Origin of the sequence: Phenylobacterium sp. (assembly GCF_030693625.1) — a bacterium.
Classification (GTDB): domain Bacteria; phylum Pseudomonadota; class Alphaproteobacteria; order Caulobacterales; family Caulobacteraceae; genus Phenylobacterium; species Phenylobacterium ferrooxidans.
In genome coordinates this window covers 1-15672 of sequence record NZ_JAUYAF010000072.1, presented here as the reverse complement: position 1 = coordinate 15672, position 15672 = coordinate 1, and the positions used below count along the sequence as shown (strand labels likewise).

Here is a 15672-nt window from a genome sequence, read left to right as displayed (position 1 = left end):
GGTCCTATAGCCGAGGGGGCCTAGATGTCCACCTCGGGCAGGACGCGGGCGAAGTGGCCCTCGACGGCCTCGTAGCATTCGCACGCGACCCGCTCGAGGCCCTTGCGGTCAAGGATCTGCACACGGCCGCGCAAGGTCTTGATGAGCCCCCGCGTCGCCAGCGATGAGGTGACGGCCGACACCGTGGTGCGCTGGACCCCCAGCATCTCGGCCAGGGACTCCTGGGTGAGCTGGATGATGTGATCGCCCGCCCGGTCATGGGTGGCCAGCAGCCAGCGGGCGCAGCGTTCCTCCACCGAGTGCAGGGCGTTGCAGGCCACCCCCTGCATCATCTGGGCGAGCAGGGCGTCGGCATAGCGGGAGAACAGGTCGCCGAAGCGGGTGGAGCCGAGCTTGGCCGCTTCCAGGTGGCTGGTGGAGATGGCGAAGGCCGAACCCGGGACCTGGACCACCGCGCGGCCGAAGGCCGGCTTGTGCCCGTCGCTGACGATGCCGCCCACCGCGCCTTCGCGGCCGATGGTGGCGGCTTCGACCTCGCGGCCGTCACGGGTGACGATCAGCAGCGAGACCATGGTCTTGCGGCAGGGGAAATAGGTGGTGTGGACGTCGTCGCCGGGCTCGAACAGCACCTTGCCGCGCGGCATGGCCACCAGCTCCAGATGCGGTTCCAGAATCGCGTAGTCCCGGCTGCCGAGAGCGCCCAGCAGGCGGTTGGCCACCCTGGGATGCGGCTCGCTCATCTCCGGCTTGGGTTCCAGCGCGCTGATGACCTTGTTCATTCGACAACTCCCCGAGCTCCGACCCCTGAACAACGCGGGTCAGGTCAGATGGCTCCGCTTGCTGGTTGTCTGACGGGCCGATCCGATCAGATGGACCGCGCCACGACCTCCTTCATGATCTCCGAGGTGCCGCCGTAGATCCGCTGCACCCGGGCGTCCCGCCACAGCCGGGCGATGGGGTAGTCGTTCATGTAGCCGGCCCCGCCGTGCAGTTGCAGGGCGGCGTCGCAGACCTCCCACTGCAGTTCGGTGTGGAAGAGCTTGGCGGCGGACGCCTCGGCGGCGGTGAGCTCACCCTTCAGGTGCCGGGCCATGCACCAGTCCAGGTGCGCCCAGCCAGCCTGCAGCTTGGCCTTCAGGGCGCCCAGGGTGAAGCGGGTGTTCTGGAAGTCGAAGATGGCCTGCTTGAAGGCCTTGCGCTCCTTGGTGAACTTCACGGCCTCGTCGAAGGCGCGCTGGGCCCCGGCCTGGCCGGCGATGGCGATCTGCAGCCGCTCCTGGGGCAACTGGTTCATCAGATAGGCGAAGCCGCGGCCCTCCTCGCCCAGGCAGTTGGTGATCGGGATGCGGACGTCCTCGAAGAACGACTCCGAGGTGTCGGCGGAGTTCTGGCCGATCTTGTCGAGGTTGCGGCCGCGCTTGAAGCCGGCGCGGTCGGTCTCCACCAGGACAAGCGAGATGCCCTTGGATCCGGCCGCCGGGTCGGTCTTGGCCACCACGAAGACCAGGTCGGCGTTCTGGCCGTTGGTGATGTAGGTCTTGGATCCGGAGACGACGTAGTGGTTGCCGTCACGGATCGCGGTGGTGCGGATGCCCTGCAGGTCGGAGCCCGCGCCGGGCTCGGTCATGGCGATGGCTGTGATCACGTGCCCCGAGACCATGCCGGGCAGCCACTTGCGCTTCTGCTCCTCCGATCCGTAGTTGATCAGGTAATCGACCACGATGTCGGACTGCAGGGTGATGCCGGCGGTGGAGCCGGCATAGGAAAGCTCCTCGCCGATGACGGCGTTGTAGCGGTAGTCGAGGCCGAGGCCGCCGTACTCGGCGGGAACCTGCGGACAGAGGACGCCCGCCTCGCCGCAGGCCAGCCAGAAGGCGCGGTCGACCAGGCCCTCCTCTTCCCAACGGTCGAGGTGGGGCGTCAGGTGGACGGCGTAGAACTTGCGGACCTGGTCGCGGAACAGCCCGAGGTCTTCGTCATAAATGGCGCGGGTGGCGGTCTGCAGCATGTCCTGGGCTCCTCTTGGCGGGGGTCCCAGCGATCTAACGCCCTCACGCGGCGTCAGGCCAGCTACTCGGCTTGGTCGTCCGATTCGATGCGGGGAACGATCTCGCAGGTCGCCGCGATCTCGGCGCGAAGCTCGGGGATGCCGAACCCTTTCTCCGAGGAGGTCGACAGCACGCGGGGGAAGGCCGCCGGGCGCTTGATGATGGCGGCCTGGGTCTTGGCCACCAGGGCCTCGACCTCGGCGGGCTTCATCTTGTCGGCCTTGGTGAGGATGATCTGGTAGGAGACCGCGGCCTTGTCGAAGGCGTCCATCGGCTCCTTGTCCACGTCCTTCAGGCCGTGCCGGGCGTCGATCAGCAGGTAGGCGCGCTTCAGGTTGACCCGCCCGCGCAGATAGTCGCGACCGAGGTTCTGGAACTTCTTCGTCGTCACCTTCGAGGCCCGCGCCCAGCCGTAGCCGGGAAGGTCCACCAGACGAATGACGTCATCGAGGACGAAGAAGTTCACCTCGCGGGTGCGGCCGGGTTCGTTGGAGGCCCGCGCCAGCTTCTTGTGACCCACCAGGGCGTTGATCAGCGAGGACTTGCCGACGTTGGAGCGGCCGGCGAAGGCCACCTCGGGCATGTCGGCGGGCGGCAGGCCGTCCACGGACACGGCCCCCATAAGGAAGGTGGCCTGGCGCGCGAAGAGGACGCGCGCGGCCTCGATCTCGGCCTCGTCGAAGGTCCCGTCGGTCTTCACTCTTGCGCCTTGGGCTTGCCCGAGAACCGGGCGATCAGGTCGTCGATGGGGTTATCGACCTTGAAACGCCGCATGATGATGTACTGCTGGCCGATCGTCAGCACGTTCGACCACGTCCAGTAGATCAGCAGGCCCACGGCGAAGGGGGCCATGATGAAGGTGAAGATGATCGGCATGAACTGGAAGATCTTCTGCTGGATGGGGTCTCCCACCGGCGGATTCATCGCCGTGGTCAGCCACATGGTCACGCCGTAGGCCAGGGCCAGGATACCGATGTGCAAGGAGCCGTCCAGCAGGCCGCCGATCATCGGCGTGGTGGCTGGGTTCCAGGGGATCAGGCCAAACAGGGTCCAGATGGTGGACGGGTCGCGGGCTGAGAGGTCCTGGATCCAGCCGAAGAAGTGCGCGTGCCGCATCTCGATGGTGACCGTCAGCACCTTGTACAGGGCGTAGAAGACCGGGATCTGCAGCAGCATGGGAAGACAGCCGGTGATCGGGTTGATCTTCTCCTTCTGATAGAGCGCCATCAGCTCGGTCTGCTGCTTGGTGGGATCGTCCTTGTATTTCGTGCGCAGCGCCTCGATCTCGGGCTGCACCTTCTTCATCTTGGTGATCGATTCGTAGCTCTTGTTGGCCAGCGGGAAGAACACGACCTTCACCGCCACGGTGAGCAGCAGGATGGCGATGCCGAAGTTGCCGACGTGGCTGTTGATGAATTCCAGGAACTGGAACAGCGGCCGGGTGAAGAACCAGAACATGCCCCAGTCCACGGCCTGGTCGAAGCGGGGGACGCCGAGGGTGGTCTCATAGGCCTTCAGGACCGGCACCGTTTTGGCGCCGCCGAAGAAGCGCTGGGTCTCGGTGATCTGGCGACCCGGATTGATCGTGCGGGCCGAGCCCACATAGTTGGCCTCGAAGATGTCGACGCCGCCGGCCTTGGTGACGCGGAACTGGCTCTGGACGGCCTCGTTCTGCGCCGGGATCAGCGCGGCCAGCCAGTACTTGTCGGTGATGCCGGCCCAGCCGCCGGTGGTGGCGATGGTGGAGCCGCCGTCCTTCGCCCACTTCTTGAACTTGATCAGCCGCAGCTCTTCGCCCAGCCAGCCGACCGCGCCCTCGTGGACGATGGAGTTTGTGCCGATGTCGCTGGGCACGCCCTGGCGCTGCACCGAGCCGTAGGGGGCCAGGGTCACGGCGCCCGCCCCGGTGTTGGCCACGGTGTCGGAGATGGTGAACATGAAGCGGTCGTCCACCGAGATCTGCCGGGTGAAGGTCAGGCCCGCGCCGTTGGTGGTCTGCAGGGTGACGGGCGCGCCCGGCGCCAGGGTCGAGCCCGCCGTCTGGGTCCAGATGGTGGCGGCGGTGGGCAGGCCCGGCACATTGGCGCCGGCCCAGCCGAACTCGGCGAACTGGGCGTGCTTGGCCCCCTCAGGCCGCAGCAGCTCCACCGGGGGCGCGTTCTTGGCCACGGTCTCGCGGTACTGCTTGAGATAGAGATCGTCGAGACGGGCGCCGCGCAGGGAAACCGAACCCGACAGGGCCGGCGTCTCGATTCTCACCCGAGGACTGGCGGCGGCGGCGGTCTGGCGGGAAACCAGGGTCTCGGCGGCAGTGGGCGGCGCCTTGGTGAGGTTCTGCGCCTGGACCTGGGCGCTGGCGGCCGGCGGATTGAGGGCCAGTTCCGCCTCGCGGGCCTTGGTGCGCGGACCCATGACCAGGAACTGGTAGGCCAGCAGCAGCGCCATCGCCGAGACCACGAAGATAATCGTGTTGCGGTTCGAGTTGTCTTGCATGGGGCGCGCGCTCAGACGGAAGGGGGAGAAGCGCGATCGGGCGCGCGGGTGTCGCTATCGGCGCCGAGGCTTATCAGCGCGCTTTTCACATCGTCAAGCAAACGCGCCCAGGGGCGGGTCGGCGCGCCGCCGCGAGCGATGAAGACATAGTCGAAACCAGGCTTGCCCAGGGTCGGAACCAGGGCGCGAGCGGCCTCGCGCAGCCGCCGCTTGGCGCGGTTGCGCACCACGGCCCCACCGATCTTGCGGGTCGCGGTGAATCCCACCCGGACAAGGGGGCGATCATCGGCGCGATGGCGGGCCTGGAGCACCACGGCGCCACGGGCGCACGAAGGCGCCTTGGCCGCGGCCAGGAAATCGGGCCGGATCTTAAGATGTTCGATGGGAAAGACGGGGTCCGTCATGCGGACACCCCAGGACCCTGGTATTAGGCGGTCAGGCGCTTACGGCCCTTGGCGCGCCGACGGGCGATCACCTTCTGGCCGTTTTTGGTGGCCATACGCGAACGCCAGCCGTGCCGGCGTGCGCGCACGAGACGGGAGGGCTGGAAAGTGCGTTTCACGGGACTGGCTCCGGGTCGAAATCGAGCGGCGGGGAATAAGGGGTAGGGCTGGGGATGTCAACCGTTAGCGGTCAAAGGTTTAGAGTCGATCACGTGGTGATCCGTACGCCCGGGCGCGACGCCCTGGTGGAGACGGTCTCGCGGCTGTCGGCGCGGCCGGTGCTGGACGGCTATCGGCCGGGCGGCGAGGTGGTCTCCAGGGGCGTGCGCTTCGCCAATGGCCCGTTCCTCGACATCTTCGCCCAGGAGGCCGGTGCGCCCGCCCTGATCCTGCAGGGGCCGATCGCGACCCTGGAAGCTGTGGCGACCGAGCGCGACTGGGGGTTCCGCAGCTACCGCCGCGAGGCGATCACCGATCCCGCGCAGGACCAGCCGTGGTCGATGCTGATGTTCCGGCGCGGCCAGGGCCTGCTGACCCAGATCTCGGCCATCGAATACGCCGCTGACCCGGCCCCCTGGGCCCTGCCCGCCTTTTCGGGCCCGCTCTATCCGCCGGACACCCCGCCCGACCCGGGCGTGCGGCTGCGCCGGGTGTGGTTGGGGGCGCTGGACGTCAATCGCGCCGCCGCCGACCTTATGGCCCTGGGCTTCGTGGTGGCCGGACCGGTGGCCTCGGACTTCGCGCCGCGCGCCGGGACCCTGTTCCGGGGCTCACGGGCGGACCTGGTGCTGTTCCCGGGGCCTGACGGGGTGGCTCGCATCGATATCGACGGGCGCGAGCCTCAGCGGGTCGAGTTGACCGCCGACCTGGCCCTGGTCTGCGGCGAGGCCTGATGGCGGGTGAGAAATTCAGGCCCGTGCTCAGGCCAGGGTCAGGATCACCGGCCCGCGAGAGGTGGCCACCAGGGTGTGCTCATATTGCACCGTGGGCTGGCGGCCGGGCGGGCGCAGGGTCCAGCCGTCGTCCAGCTCCTCGACCCAGTCGGCGCCGAGGGAGAGGAAGGGCTCGATGGTGAAGACCAGGCCCTCGGTGATGCGGCGCTGATCCTGCGGTTCGAACCATGTGGGGATGTCGCCCGGTTCGTCGTGCAGCGAGCGGCCGACCCCGTGGGAGGCCAGGTTGCGCACAAGGCTGTAGCCATTCTTCCGCGCGAAGCCCTCGATGGAGCGGCCGATCTCGTTGAGCTTGGCGCCGGGCTTCACCGAGCGGATGCCGGTCCACATGGCGCGGCGGCCGTCGCGGCACAGGCGCTCGATCCTCGGCGCGGTGGGGGGCACGGCGAAGCTGGCGCCGGTGTCGCCGAAGAAGCCGTCGATCTCGGCGGAGACGTCGATGTTCACCAGGTCGCCGGCCTTGATGACCGTGTCGCCGGGGATGCCGTGGGCGCAGTCGGGCCCCACCGAGATGCAGGTGGCGCCGGGAAAGTCGTAGGTTACCTCCGGGGCCGAACGGGCGCCCTCGTGCTCCAGCATGGCCCGGCCCAGCTGGTCCAGCTCCCGAGTGGTGATGCCAGGCTCCAGGGCCGCGCCCATGGCCGCCAACGTGCGCGCCACCAGGGCGCCCGCCACGCGGAGTTTCTCGAGTTCGTCTTCGCTGCCGATGGTCATGGGCTGAAGATGGCGCCGAACGCGCGCCGGCCAAAGGGCCTGTGACATTGCCGCGTTTTAAGTTGTGACGCCTGTGACGCCGCTCCTAGGGTCGTGGTGTCCTGAGGGGGAACACCGATGCGAACTCTGCTCCTGGCCCTGGGGGCCCTGATCCTGGCCACCAGCGCGGTGGCGCAGACGCCTGCGCCGGTGGACACCAGGGCGCTTCTGGCGGCCAACACCCGGCCCTTCACCTATGCGGACGGCAAGCTGGTCGGGCCGGGGGCGGACGCCCTGTTCGGGCAGCTGAAGGACAGCCAGTTCGTCTTCCTGGGCGAGAGCCACCACGACCACGAGACCCCGATCTTCGCCGGCGCTCTATACAGCCGCCTGCAGGCTGACCTCGGCTATCGCTACCTGGCGGTGGAGCAGGACCCGCTGGCGATCGAAGCGGTGAACAGCTATCGCGGCGACCTCAGTCAGATCGCCGCGCTGGCCAAGCGCTATCCCACCCACATCGGCTTCGCCTCGGACCAGGACCTCGGCTTCCTGGCCCAGGCGTCCAGGAGCGCCAGGCCGGAGGATCCTGCCGTCTGGGGTCTGGAGCAGGCGCAAGGGGTCGCGCCCTATCTGGAGGAGCTTCTCCCCCTGGCCCCCAATGCGGCGGCCAAGGCGACCGCCCAGGCCCTGCTGGACGAGGTCCGTCTCAAGGAGACCCGCGCCAACCAGGGCGCCTTCCTCCACGATGACGCCACCACCCTGCCGCGCCTGGAGGCGCTGAAGGCGGTCTATGGCGCCAAGCCGGGCTCGCGGGCCGAGGTGTTGCTCACCGGCCTGGTCACCTCGGCGCGAATCTATTCCTACAACCGACGCGCCAACGCCGGAGAGCGGGTGGGGCTCTACAACAACACCGAGCGGGAGGCGCTCTTCAAGCGGGCCTTCATGGGTCACTACCGCCAGGTGGCCAGCGCCAAGTCCCCGCCCAAGGTGATGTTCAAGTTCGGCAGCTGGCACGGCTATCGCGGCCGCAGCCCTGGCGGCGCCTTCACCATCGCCAACTTCGCCCACGAGTTCGCGATCGCCAACGGCCGCGAGGCCTACGGGATCGTCGTGGTCCCTACCGGCGGCTACGAGGCCGACGTCACCGAGGAAGGGCCGTGGATGAAGGCCCTGTTCCCCGACGGTCCGCCGAAGCAGCCGATGATCCTGGACTTGCGGGCCCTCCAGCCCTGGTCGCGGGTGTTCGCCAACCAGGTCCCCGCGGAGCAGCAGGCGGCGCTGCGCGACTACATCTTCGCCCACGACGCCGTGGTGGTGCTGCCAAACAGCGCCAAGGCCACCTGGGACCTGACGGGCTTCCCGGTTCCCTAGAGGTCCGGCCGGACGATCGTCTTGCCCACCACCTTGCGGTTGGCGAGGCTTTCGAAGGCGGCGCGCCATTCCGAGAGCGGGTATTCGTGGTCCACACGAGGATGGACCTTGCCCTCATTGGCCAGGGCCCAGATGGCGGCGGAGTTCTCGCGGCCCTTCTCGGGGAACTGGCGGCCGTATTCGCCGGCCCGTACGCCCATCACCGAGAAGCCCTTGATCAGGGCCATGTTGACCGGCAGCACCGGCAGGCGGCCCGAGGTGAAGCCGATGGAGAGGATGCGGCCGTTGAAGGCGACGCAGCGGACGCTCTCATCGAAGACGTCGCCGCCCACCGGGTCATAGATGACGTCGGCGCCGCGGCCGCCGGTGATCTCCTTGACCCGCTCGCGGAAGCCGCCGGTGACGTTCACCGTGGCGTCCGGCGCGTATTCCTTCTCGATGATGGCCAGCTTCTCGTCCGACGCCGAGGCCGCGATCACCTTGCAGCCGAGGTGTTTGGCGAGGTCCACGGCGGCCAGGCCGACGCCTCCGGCCGCACCGTGCACCAGCACCCACTCGCCGGCCTCCACCTGGGCGCGGCGCACCAGGGAGACATAGGCGGTGAGATAGGCCGTGGCGTAGCCGGCGGCCTGGCTGAAGGAGAGGTTGGTGGGCTTGGGCCGCAGGATCGCGGCCGGCGTCACGGCATATTCCGAAAAGCCGCCGATGCGGGCGCCGCCCACCACGGCGTCGCCGATCTGGAACTGGGTGACGCCCTCGCCCAGGGCCTCGACCTCGCCGGCGATCTCCATGCCGGGAATGAAGGGCAGGGCGGGTTTGTGCTGGTAGTCACCCCGGGTCTGCAGCAGGTCGGGGAAGTTGACGGCGGCGGCGCGGACCTTGATCCGCACCTCGCCCGGGCGCGGCTCCGGGGTCTCGATCTCCTTCAGGACACAGCCGCCGTAGTCGGCGGCCAGTTCCTCGACGACCAGAGCACGCATCAGTGAATTCGTCCTTCGAGGCCTTCACGGACCAGGCCCGCGATCTCGCGGCAGGCCACGTCGGCGCAGGGCACCGCGCCGGTGAAGGCGGTGAACCCGTGGGCCAGGCTGTCATAGCAGCGGTAGGCGATGGGCACGCCCGCGTCCTTGAGGCGCTTGGCGTAGGCTTCCCCCTGGTCCACCAGGGGATCAAAGCCGGCGGTGATCACCACGGCCGGCGCCAGGCCTGAAAGGTCGGGGGCGCGTACCGGCGACAGGCGCGGATCGGCGGGGTCGGCCTCGGGGCCCATATAGTGACCCATGAACCAGTCCATGGTGGCGCGGCTGAGGGGGAAGCTGTCGGCATAGGTGGTCATGGAGGCGGTTTCGCTGGCCACGTCGGTACAGGGATAGATCAGCAGCTGCAGGTCGGGCTGGGCCTCTCCGGCGCGCTTCAGCTCCTGGGCCACGACGGCGGCGAAGTTGCCCCCCATGGAGTCGCCGCCGATGGCCGCGCGACCGGCCGGAGCGCCGAAGCGCGCGGCGTTGTCGCGGCCCCAGCGGTAGGCGGCCAGCACGTCCTCCAGGCCCGCCGGGAAGCGGTGCTCGGGCGCCAGGCGGTAGGCCACCGACAGCACCGGGCAGCGGGCGATCCGGGCCAGGATCCCGCAGAAGGCGTCGCAGGTCTCCAGGTCGCCGATCACCCCGCCGCCGAAGTGGGCGAAGATCATCAGCGGCGCGGCCGGGTCCTGCCCCTCGGGACGGTAGAGGCGCGCGGGAATCTCGTCGGCGCCGGTCGGGATGGTCACCGGCTCGGTGCGGACGCCGGGCTCGGGGGAGCCGCCCAGCGCCGCCAGTCCCTGGGCGCTGGCCCGCCGGGCCTCCTCCGGGCTGAGGGTGGTCATGGCCGGCCCCCGCGCCGCGCCGGCGGCCAGGAACTGCAGACGGGGATCGAGGGTGCGCCCGCCGCGATAGACCACCCCGCCGCCCGAAAGCAGCCGCAGCAGCGACGATGGCAGGGACAGCAGGGCGCGGACGATGACACGCTGGGTGGAGATACTGGGCATCGGCCTAGGCCCCGGTCTTGGGCAACCCCTTCACGCCCCCCTGGATCAGGGCGACCACGAAGTCGGCCGCGCCCTTGGTGTCGACGGGACGCCGCTGCAGCATCTTCTCGCCCACCTCGCGGGCGATGGCGATGCAGGCGGCCGCCAGGTAGTCGGGATCAGCGCCGGGCGCTCCGCCGCGGGCGATCTCGTCGACGATGGCCTGACGCACCTCGTTGAACACCGCGGTCATTTCCGGGGTCTCGCCGTGCACATGCGGGAAGGGCTCGTCCGGCGGACGGCGCGCGAGCCAGCTCTGATGCTCGTCGGCCAGGAAGCTGAAATAGGCCTCGATGGCGGCGCGGACGAAGCTCTCCCAGTCGGCCGACTGGGCCCTTTGCGCCTTCAACAGCGGGGTGAAGCGCCGGGCGCCCTCGTCGGAGAGGGCGACATAGACCTCCTCCTTGGAGCGGTAATAGTTGTAGAAGGTGCCCGCCGCGAGGCCTGTGCGGCGGATGATGTCGCGCACGGTGCAGGCCTCGTAGCCCAACTCCCCGAACACTTCGCGGGCGGCGTCCAGAATGGCCTGGCGGTTCTGGACCTTGGTCTGCTCGCGCTTGCCGACCGGGAGATAAGCGACCTGGGACATCTCTTCCTGATTCAAAACCTGACGGGCGTCATACTAGACACTCGAAAGCCGCAGCGCCAACCTCGACGGCTTGGAGCGATCAGGAGGGCTTGGCCGCGCCCCAGGTGAGGATGGCGGTGGCGCCGCCGTCAGCCTCGGGCAAGGCCTGGATACGCATCGTGCGGTCGCCGTCCATGGCCGAGAACACCTTGGAACCGCCCTGGTCGAGGTCCATGCTGGTCTTCAGGCCGGCGGCGGCGGCGATGCCTCTGTAGCGCGCCATGACGGTGACCGGCGCATCGCGGCTGGTGAAGCCAACGGCGCCGCCGATCTTGCCTGGCGTGGAGTCGCCCTGGGTGCAGAGGGTGATCTTGGCTCCCGGATAGACCGGCGCGTAGTCGGGCAGGCCCGCGCAGGAGATCGGCGCGGCGGCGGCCGTCTTGGTCTCGGCGGCGGGCTTGGGGCCGCAGGCGGCGAGGGCCAACAGGGCGGCGGCGGCGATCAGGGTTTTCATGGGGCTCTCCGTAGGCGCCCAGGATGTCAGCCCCCGGCGAGACCCGCAACGCCGGGCGCGTCACAGGCGGCCCGACACTGGCCCCAGGTGGCCGGGCAGTCGTCCCCGCCGTCGCCGGACAGGCAGAAGTAATAGGACTGGGCGCAGGACAGCCGGCACTGCCCCGCCTGGCCCGCCACCGGCGTGTCGGAGAGGGCGCGGAGCGGGATGAAGCTCTGGGCCAGGGCCGCGGCTGCCGTCGCGGCCACGGGGCTTGTGGCGTCTGGCGCGTCGGCCGTGTCGGCCGAGAGCAATCCTCGCAGGACCGGCGCGGCGGTCGAGCCGGGGGCCTGCTGCGCCCCGGCTGGACTGGCCAGGGCGAGGGTCAAGGCGAGGAGGGCGAGGAGGCGGCGCATGAGCCATCCTCGCCCATCCTCCTTAAGACCTGGTTAACCATAAGGGGGCGAGAGCGACTCGCAGTTCCTCCCCCGGAGAGGAAGGAACTGCGAGCAGTTCACACCGTCCGCGCGGCGCGGTCCTTGGCGTTGGTCGCCTGGATGGACTCCTTGGCTTCAGTCCACTGGTCGTCGGTCCAGGCGCGCAGGCTCGAGAAGTTGCCGCCCGAGGCCTGCCAGGCGGCGCCGTCGATGGCGATGGTCTGGCCGTTCACATAAGCCGACAGCGGATGCAGCAGATAGACCGCCAGGTTGGCCAGTTCGCGCATCTCGCCGACCCGGCCCATGGGGTTGCCGGTGCGGCTGGCCTCCCCGTCGTTGCGCTGCTGGCCTGGGTTGAGCCGGGCGCTCATCCCCTCGGTGGGGAAGGGGCCCGGCGCGATGTTGTTGAAGCGGATGCCATAGGGTCCCCACTCGACGGCCAGGGACTGGCTCATGGTGGCCAGGCCGGCCTTGGACATGGCCGAGGGCACGGTGAAGGGGCCGCCGTTCCAGATCCAGGTGGTGAGGATGGAGACCACCGAGGCCTTCCGGCCCTCCTCGATCCAGCGCTTCCCGGCGTCGAGGGTGACGAAGAACGAGCCCCGGAACACGATATTGGCGATGGCGTCGAAGCCGCGGGGTGAGAGGTCCTGGGTCCGGCTGATGAAGTTGCCCGCGGCGTTGTTGACCAGGCCGGTCAGCGCGCCGCCGTCGGACCAGATGGTGTCCATCATCTCGGTGATGGCCTCGGGGACGCGGATGTCGCAGGCGATGCCGACCACCTTGCCGCCGTGGGCGTCCATCAAGTCCTTGGCGGTGGCCTCCACGACGCCGCCGCGGCGGCCGCAGATATAGACCTCCGCGCCGAGGATCAGGCAGGCCTCGGCCATCACCTTGCCCAGCCCCGTCCCGCCGCCGGTGATCAGGACGCGTTCGCCCTTCATCAGGCCGGGCCGGAACATCAGGTCGTCTTGGGTCAGTTCGGCCATGGCGGCGCGCCTCCTTATCGTTGGAGCAAGTGCGCGCCGCTGACGCCGGGTCGGTCAAATGAAAAGGGGGACCGCCTCGCAGCGGTCCCCCTTCAGACGCCCCTTTGGAACTTAGAAGCTTAGAACTCTTCCCAGGTGTCGTCGTCGGCCTGGGGTTGGTGGGCCAGGGCGGTGTTTCCGCGGCTGACCGGAGCGTGGTGTTGCGTGACCTGCGGCCGGTGGGCCGGGGCGTGACGCGCCGGAGCGGCCTGGACGCGAGCGGCCTGAGGCGCGCCGCTGACCCGGAAGCGGCCCACCAGGCGGGCCAGTTCTTCGGCCTCGTCGGCGAGGACGCGGCTGGCGGCGGTGGACTCTTCCACCATGGCCGCGTTCTGCTGGGTCACCTGGTCCATCTGGTTGACGGCGGTGTTCACCTGGCCGAGGCCAAGCGCCTCTTCCTTGGCGGAGGCGGCGATCTCGCCCACCACGTTGGAGATCTCGCCGACCTGGCGAACGATGCGTTCCAGCGCCTTGCCGGTCTCGTCGACCAGGCCCACGCCCTCGGCGACCTGTTGGGTTGAGGCCGAGATGAGCGCCTTGATCTCCTTGGCGGCTTCCGCGGAGCGCTGGGCCAGGGCCCGAACCTCGGAGGCGACCACGGCGAAGCCCTTGCCGGACTCCCCGGCGCGGGCGGCTTCAACGCCCGCGTTCAGGGCCAGCAGGTTGGTCTGGAAGGCGATCTCGTCGACCACGCCGATGATCTGGCTGATCTTGTTGGAGCCTTCCTGGATGTTGTTCATGGCCAGGACGGCCTTGCGCACGATCTCGCCGGACTGTTCGGCGTCGGTCTTGGCCGAGGCGGTGGCCTCGCGGCCGTGAGTGGCGCCTTCGGAGGTCTTGTTGACGGTGGCGGTGATCTCGTCGAGGGCCGCGGCGGTCTCTTCCAGGGTCGCGGCCTGGTGCTCGGTGCGGCGCGACAGGTCGTCGGCCGAGTGACTGATCTCGCCGGCGCCGGACTGGATGGAGGCCGTCGCGCTGGCGATGGCGGTCATGGCCTCTTCCAGCTTGGCCACGGCGGCGTTGAAGTCGTCGCGCAGCTTGCGGTAGTCGCCGGGGAACTCAGTGTCGACGCGATAGGTCAGGTCGCCGGAGGCGAGCGCATCCAGGGCGCGGGCCAGGTTGGTGACCACATTGGCCTGTTCCTCGGCGATGGCCGCGGCGGCCTCGGCGTTCTGGCGGCGGGCGCTTTCCGAGGAGGCCTCGGCCACCTCGTGCTCCTTGCGCAGCTTCTCGAGATGCAGCTGGTTGTCGCGGAAGACCGTCAGGGAGGAGACGATGGCGCCCAACTCGTCCTTGCGGGCCAGGGCGTCCAGGTTGATGGCGTTGTCGCCGCGCGAGAGGGCCTCAGTGGCGCCCGCGATCTTCTTGACGTCGCGGCGCAGGGTCAAGGTCAGGCTCATGGCCAGGGCGCCGGCGATCAGCAGGGTGGCGAGCGCGCCCACCAGGGTGGCGGTCTGAGCGGTCTTGGCCCGCGCGGCGCTGGCGGCCGCGTTGGTGTCGGTGACCTTTTGCCCAGCCTCCACGATCTTGTGGAGGGTGGCGCTCATCTTGGCGTATTCCTCCTCGAAGGGCGCCGCGAAGCCGGCCGCGGTGCCGAAGTCGGCTCCGATCATGGCGCAGATCACGTCGAGCGCGTCGCGGGTGTTCTTCAAGGCCTTGATCAGGTCATCATAAGACTTCTTCTGATCGGCGGGGGCCGTCTTGCGGGCGGTCTCAACCTCCTTGGTGATGGAGTCGACCTCGGCAAGCATGGCCTGGGACTCGCCCTCGATCTTCTCGACCTCGATGGAGGCGGCCTGGTGGGTCAGCAGGAAGTAGAGCTGGCCGTGAACGGCGGTGATCCGTTCCGAGACCTTCTGCATTCGCAGGCTGTTGGGCATGTCCACCTGCACCACCTGCCGCAGCTCGGCCGATTGGGCGCGTTGCAGGATGATGGCTCCGGTGGCCAGGCAGGCCAGCATGACCAGTGCGAAAGCGGGCGCGAAGCCGATCTTGATGATCAGCGGCGTATCCACGAGCCTGAAGCGCTTCACTGTATATTCCCCCCGTAAAACACGGTTAGCGACTCGGTCACCATGCCTTCAGGTTGCTAACCAAACGTCACCGAAGTGGGGACAAATGCGATTTCCGGCGATCTCCAAACTATAGAGACTCCAAAATCGCCCCTTAGGTATTCATCATTTCTTAACCATGAATATGACGCGCCGCATCAGACTCTCTTAACCCGACTGGTTCATCCTCAAACTGTCCAAATCTAGAAAGGAGTGGGGCATGAAAAATATCTTCAAGATCTTGGGCGGTTGCGCCCTGGCTCTCGCCGTCGCCGGTTCGGCGTCTGCTGGGAGCTTCGAGGACAGCATGGGCCGTTGCCTGACGAAGAACGCTAACACGCGGGACGCGGCGATTGTCATGCTGGAATGCACCGCTGACGCCGGCAAGCTCTCGGGCTGCAAGGTGCTCGAGGACAGCAAGCCGAACAAGGGCTTCGACAAGGCCGCGCTCTGCGTCGCCGAAGCGCTGCCGATGGGTTCGAAGACCGGCACCGTCAAGGTTCCGATGCGCTTCCCGGGCGGCGGCTAAACCCGCAGCCCCAAGAATTCTTATTCTTGCAAATTCACGCCCTCGGCCTTCCGGCCGGGGGCGTTTTGTATTGCGGAGCCGCCTGCTTCCTACCTGTTCACCCGCGAGATCAACTCCATCGCGGCGGCCGGCGCGCGCACCTTGCCCTCGTGGATGAAGTAGCTGAACACGTCGACCGGTTGTTCGGCAGGCGCGGTGCGGTCGATGGGGGTCAGATCGTCGGGGCAGCGGCCTTGCGCGTACTGCGTGAACCGCCGGGCCCACTTGTCCAGGCCCTCGGGATCGTAGCCGGTGGGGATGTCGTCGGAGCCGTCGATCAGGCGCGCATAGACGAAGTCCGCCGTGACGTCGGGGATCATCGGTGGGCTCAACCGGTGACCGCAACACGCTAACTTTCCTTGGGAGATGGAGCGTGGTCGATGAAGCAGCGAAAGAGGATCTACTACTCGGCGGCCCAGCGGGCTGAGATCTGGGATCGCTGGAAGGCCGGCGAGTCTATG

The 15672-nt window shown here is 68.4% G+C and carries 18 protein-coding genes; 3 read left to right on the top strand and 15 right to left on the bottom strand.

Annotated elements, in window-relative coordinates; translation table 11 throughout:
* Positions 1-20: 20 nt before the first annotated feature.
* From Q8N10_RS16475 to rpmH, 6 genes are all read right to left on the bottom strand, one after another.
* A complete protein-coding gene (locus tag Q8N10_RS16475) occupies positions 21-779 on the bottom strand; it encodes a Crp/Fnr family transcriptional regulator (RefSeq protein ID WP_304779658.1) in 759 nt (252 codons plus the stop codon).
* 86 nt (positions 780-865) lie between these two features.
* Complete coding sequence (locus Q8N10_RS16470; RefSeq protein WP_304779661.1) at positions 866-2008, bottom strand: acyl-CoA dehydrogenase family protein; 1143 nt, start codon at positions 2006-2008, stop codon at positions 866-868.
* A 62-nt stretch (positions 2009-2070) separates the two neighbouring features.
* The gene (gene yihA / locus Q8N10_RS16465; protein WP_304779664.1) at positions 2071-2748 is read right to left on the bottom strand and encodes a ribosome biogenesis GTP-binding protein YihA/YsxC; all 678 of its coding nucleotides are present in this window, start codon (positions 2746-2748) and stop codon (positions 2071-2073) included.
* The gene (gene yidC, locus Q8N10_RS16460) at positions 2745-4541 is read right to left on the bottom strand and encodes a membrane protein insertase YidC (RefSeq protein ID WP_304779666.1); all 1797 of its coding nucleotides are present in this window, start codon (positions 4539-4541) and stop codon (positions 2745-2747) included. Before yidC ends, yihA begins: the two co-directional genes overlap by 4 nt.
* Before the next feature lie 11 nt (positions 4542-4552).
* On the bottom strand, positions 4553-4945 hold the full coding sequence (gene rnpA / locus Q8N10_RS16455; RefSeq protein WP_304701228.1) for a ribonuclease P protein component: 393 nt from the start codon (positions 4943-4945) through the stop codon (positions 4553-4555).
* Positions 4946-4968: 23 nt separating this feature from the next.
* Positions 4969-5103 (bottom strand): 50S ribosomal protein L34, encoded by a 135-nt coding sequence (gene rpmH, locus Q8N10_RS16450; RefSeq protein ID WP_215343146.1) that lies wholly within the window; start codon positions 5101-5103, stop codon positions 4969-4971.
* A gap of 96 nt (positions 5104-5199) precedes the next feature.
* Here rpmH and Q8N10_RS16445 point away from each other — a divergent pair, with 96 nt between their 5' ends.
* The gene (locus tag Q8N10_RS16445) at positions 5200-5877 is read left to right on the top strand and encodes a hypothetical protein (RefSeq protein WP_304779669.1); all 678 of its coding nucleotides are present in this window, start codon (positions 5200-5202) and stop codon (positions 5875-5877) included.
* Positions 5878-5904: 27 nt separating this feature from the next.
* Here Q8N10_RS16445 and map read toward each other — a convergent pair whose 3' ends face one another.
* Positions 5905-6651: a type I methionyl aminopeptidase gene (gene map / locus Q8N10_RS16440; RefSeq protein ID WP_304779672.1), complete on the bottom strand. Its 747-nt coding sequence runs from the start codon at positions 6649-6651 to the stop codon at positions 5905-5907.
* Between the two features lie 117 nt (positions 6652-6768).
* Between map and Q8N10_RS16435 the strand changes: the two genes are divergently transcribed.
* Positions 6769-8001 carry a hypothetical protein gene (locus Q8N10_RS16435; RefSeq protein ID WP_304779675.1) on the top strand — a complete coding sequence of 411 codons (1233 nt, stop codon included), beginning with the start codon at positions 6769-6771 and terminating at the stop codon, positions 7999-8001.
* On the opposite strand, the gene Q8N10_RS16430 is transcribed toward Q8N10_RS16435, so the two are convergent.
* The 7 genes from Q8N10_RS16430 to Q8N10_RS16400 all read right to left on the bottom strand — a co-directional run bounded on the left by Q8N10_RS16430 (position 7998) and on the right by Q8N10_RS16400 (position 14625).
* Positions 7998-8981, bottom strand: coding sequence for an NADPH:quinone oxidoreductase family protein (locus tag Q8N10_RS16430; protein WP_304779678.1), 984 nt, complete (start codon positions 8979-8981; stop codon positions 7998-8000). The two genes, Q8N10_RS16435 and Q8N10_RS16430, sit on opposite strands and share 4 nt — an antisense overlap.
* The gene (locus tag Q8N10_RS16425; RefSeq protein WP_304779681.1) at positions 8981-10027 is read right to left on the bottom strand and encodes an alpha/beta hydrolase; all 1047 of its coding nucleotides are present in this window, start codon (positions 10025-10027) and stop codon (positions 8981-8983) included. Before Q8N10_RS16425 ends, Q8N10_RS16430 begins: the two co-directional genes overlap by 1 nt.
* Positions 10028-10031: 4 nt before the next feature.
* Positions 10032-10655 carry a TetR/AcrR family transcriptional regulator gene (locus Q8N10_RS16420; RefSeq protein ID WP_304779684.1) on the bottom strand — a complete coding sequence of 208 codons (624 nt, stop codon included), beginning with the start codon at positions 10653-10655 and terminating at the stop codon, positions 10032-10034.
* 79 nt (positions 10656-10734) lie between these two features.
* On the bottom strand, positions 10735-11148 hold the full coding sequence (locus Q8N10_RS16415) for a hypothetical protein (protein ID WP_304779687.1): 414 nt from the start codon (positions 11146-11148) through the stop codon (positions 10735-10737).
* 26 nt (positions 11149-11174) lie between these two features.
* Positions 11175-11543 carry a hypothetical protein gene (locus tag Q8N10_RS16410; protein WP_304779690.1) on the bottom strand — a complete coding sequence of 123 codons (369 nt, stop codon included), beginning with the start codon at positions 11541-11543 and terminating at the stop codon, positions 11175-11177.
* Positions 11544-11641: 98 nt separating this feature from the next.
* Positions 11642-12553, bottom strand: a complete 912-nt coding sequence (locus Q8N10_RS16405; RefSeq protein WP_304779693.1) for an SDR family oxidoreductase — start codon at positions 12551-12553, stop codon at positions 11642-11644.
* Between the two features lie 119 nt (positions 12554-12672).
* Positions 12673-14625 (bottom strand): methyl-accepting chemotaxis protein, encoded by a 1953-nt coding sequence (locus tag Q8N10_RS16400; protein WP_304779696.1) that lies wholly within the window; start codon positions 14623-14625, stop codon positions 12673-12675.
* 238 nt (positions 14626-14863) lie between these two features.
* Between Q8N10_RS16400 and Q8N10_RS16395 the strand changes: the two genes are divergently transcribed.
* Positions 14864-15172 (top strand): energy transducer TonB, encoded by a 309-nt coding sequence (locus tag Q8N10_RS16395; protein WP_304701244.1) that lies wholly within the window; start codon positions 14864-14866, stop codon positions 15170-15172.
* A gap of 89 nt (positions 15173-15261) precedes the next feature.
* On the opposite strand, the gene Q8N10_RS16390 is transcribed toward Q8N10_RS16395, so the two are convergent.
* Complete coding sequence (locus Q8N10_RS16390; protein WP_371133899.1) at positions 15262-15579, bottom strand: DUF72 domain-containing protein; 318 nt, start codon at positions 15577-15579, stop codon at positions 15262-15264.
* Between the last annotated feature and the right edge of the window lie 93 nt (positions 15580-15672).

What these genes read in the sequence shown, in the direction of transcription:
- Q8N10_RS16405 (WP_304779693.1), bottom strand. Translation starts at nt 12,553, where the DNA reads ATGGCCGAACTGACCCAAGACGACCTGATGTTCCGGCCCGGCCTGATG.
- Q8N10_RS16425 (WP_304779681.1), bottom strand. Translation starts at nt 10,027, where the DNA reads ATGCCCAGTATCTCCACCCAGCGTGTCATCGTCCGCGCCCTGCTGTCC.
- yidC (WP_304779666.1), bottom strand. Translation starts at nt 4,541, where the DNA reads ATGCAAGACAACTCGAACCGCAACACGATTATCTTCGTGGTCTCGGCG.
- Q8N10_RS16395 (WP_304701244.1), top strand. Translation starts at nt 14,864, where the DNA reads ATGAAAAATATCTTCAAGATCTTGGGCGGTTGCGCCCTGGCTCTCGCC.
- Q8N10_RS16430 (WP_304779678.1), bottom strand. Translation starts at nt 8,981, where the DNA reads ATGCGTGCTCTGGTCGTCGAGGAACTGGCCGCCGACTACGGCGGCTGT.
- Q8N10_RS16435 (WP_304779675.1), top strand. Translation starts at nt 6,769, where the DNA reads ATGCGAACTCTGCTCCTGGCCCTGGGGGCCCTGATCCTGGCCACCAGC.
- rnpA (WP_304701228.1), bottom strand. Translation starts at nt 4,945, where the DNA reads ATGACGGACCCCGTCTTTCCCATCGAACATCTTAAGATCCGGCCCGAT.
- Q8N10_RS16415 (WP_304779687.1), bottom strand. Translation starts at nt 11,148, where the DNA reads ATGAAAACCCTGATCGCCGCCGCCGCCCTGTTGGCCCTCGCCGCCTGC.
- Q8N10_RS16410 (WP_304779690.1), bottom strand. Translation starts at nt 11,543, where the DNA reads ATGCGCCGCCTCCTCGCCCTCCTCGCCTTGACCCTCGCCCTGGCCAGT.
- Q8N10_RS16420 (WP_304779684.1), bottom strand. Translation starts at nt 10,655, where the DNA reads ATGTCCCAGGTCGCTTATCTCCCGGTCGGCAAGCGCGAGCAGACCAAG.
- Q8N10_RS16470 (WP_304779661.1), bottom strand. Translation starts at nt 2,008, where the DNA reads ATGCTGCAGACCGCCACCCGCGCCATTTATGACGAAGACCTCGGGCTG.
- Q8N10_RS16475 (WP_304779658.1), bottom strand. Translation starts at nt 779, where the DNA reads ATGAACAAGGTCATCAGCGCGCTGGAACCCAAGCCGGAGATGAGCGAG.
- map (WP_304779672.1), bottom strand. Translation starts at nt 6,651, where the DNA reads ATGACCATCGGCAGCGAAGACGAACTCGAGAAACTCCGCGTGGCGGGC.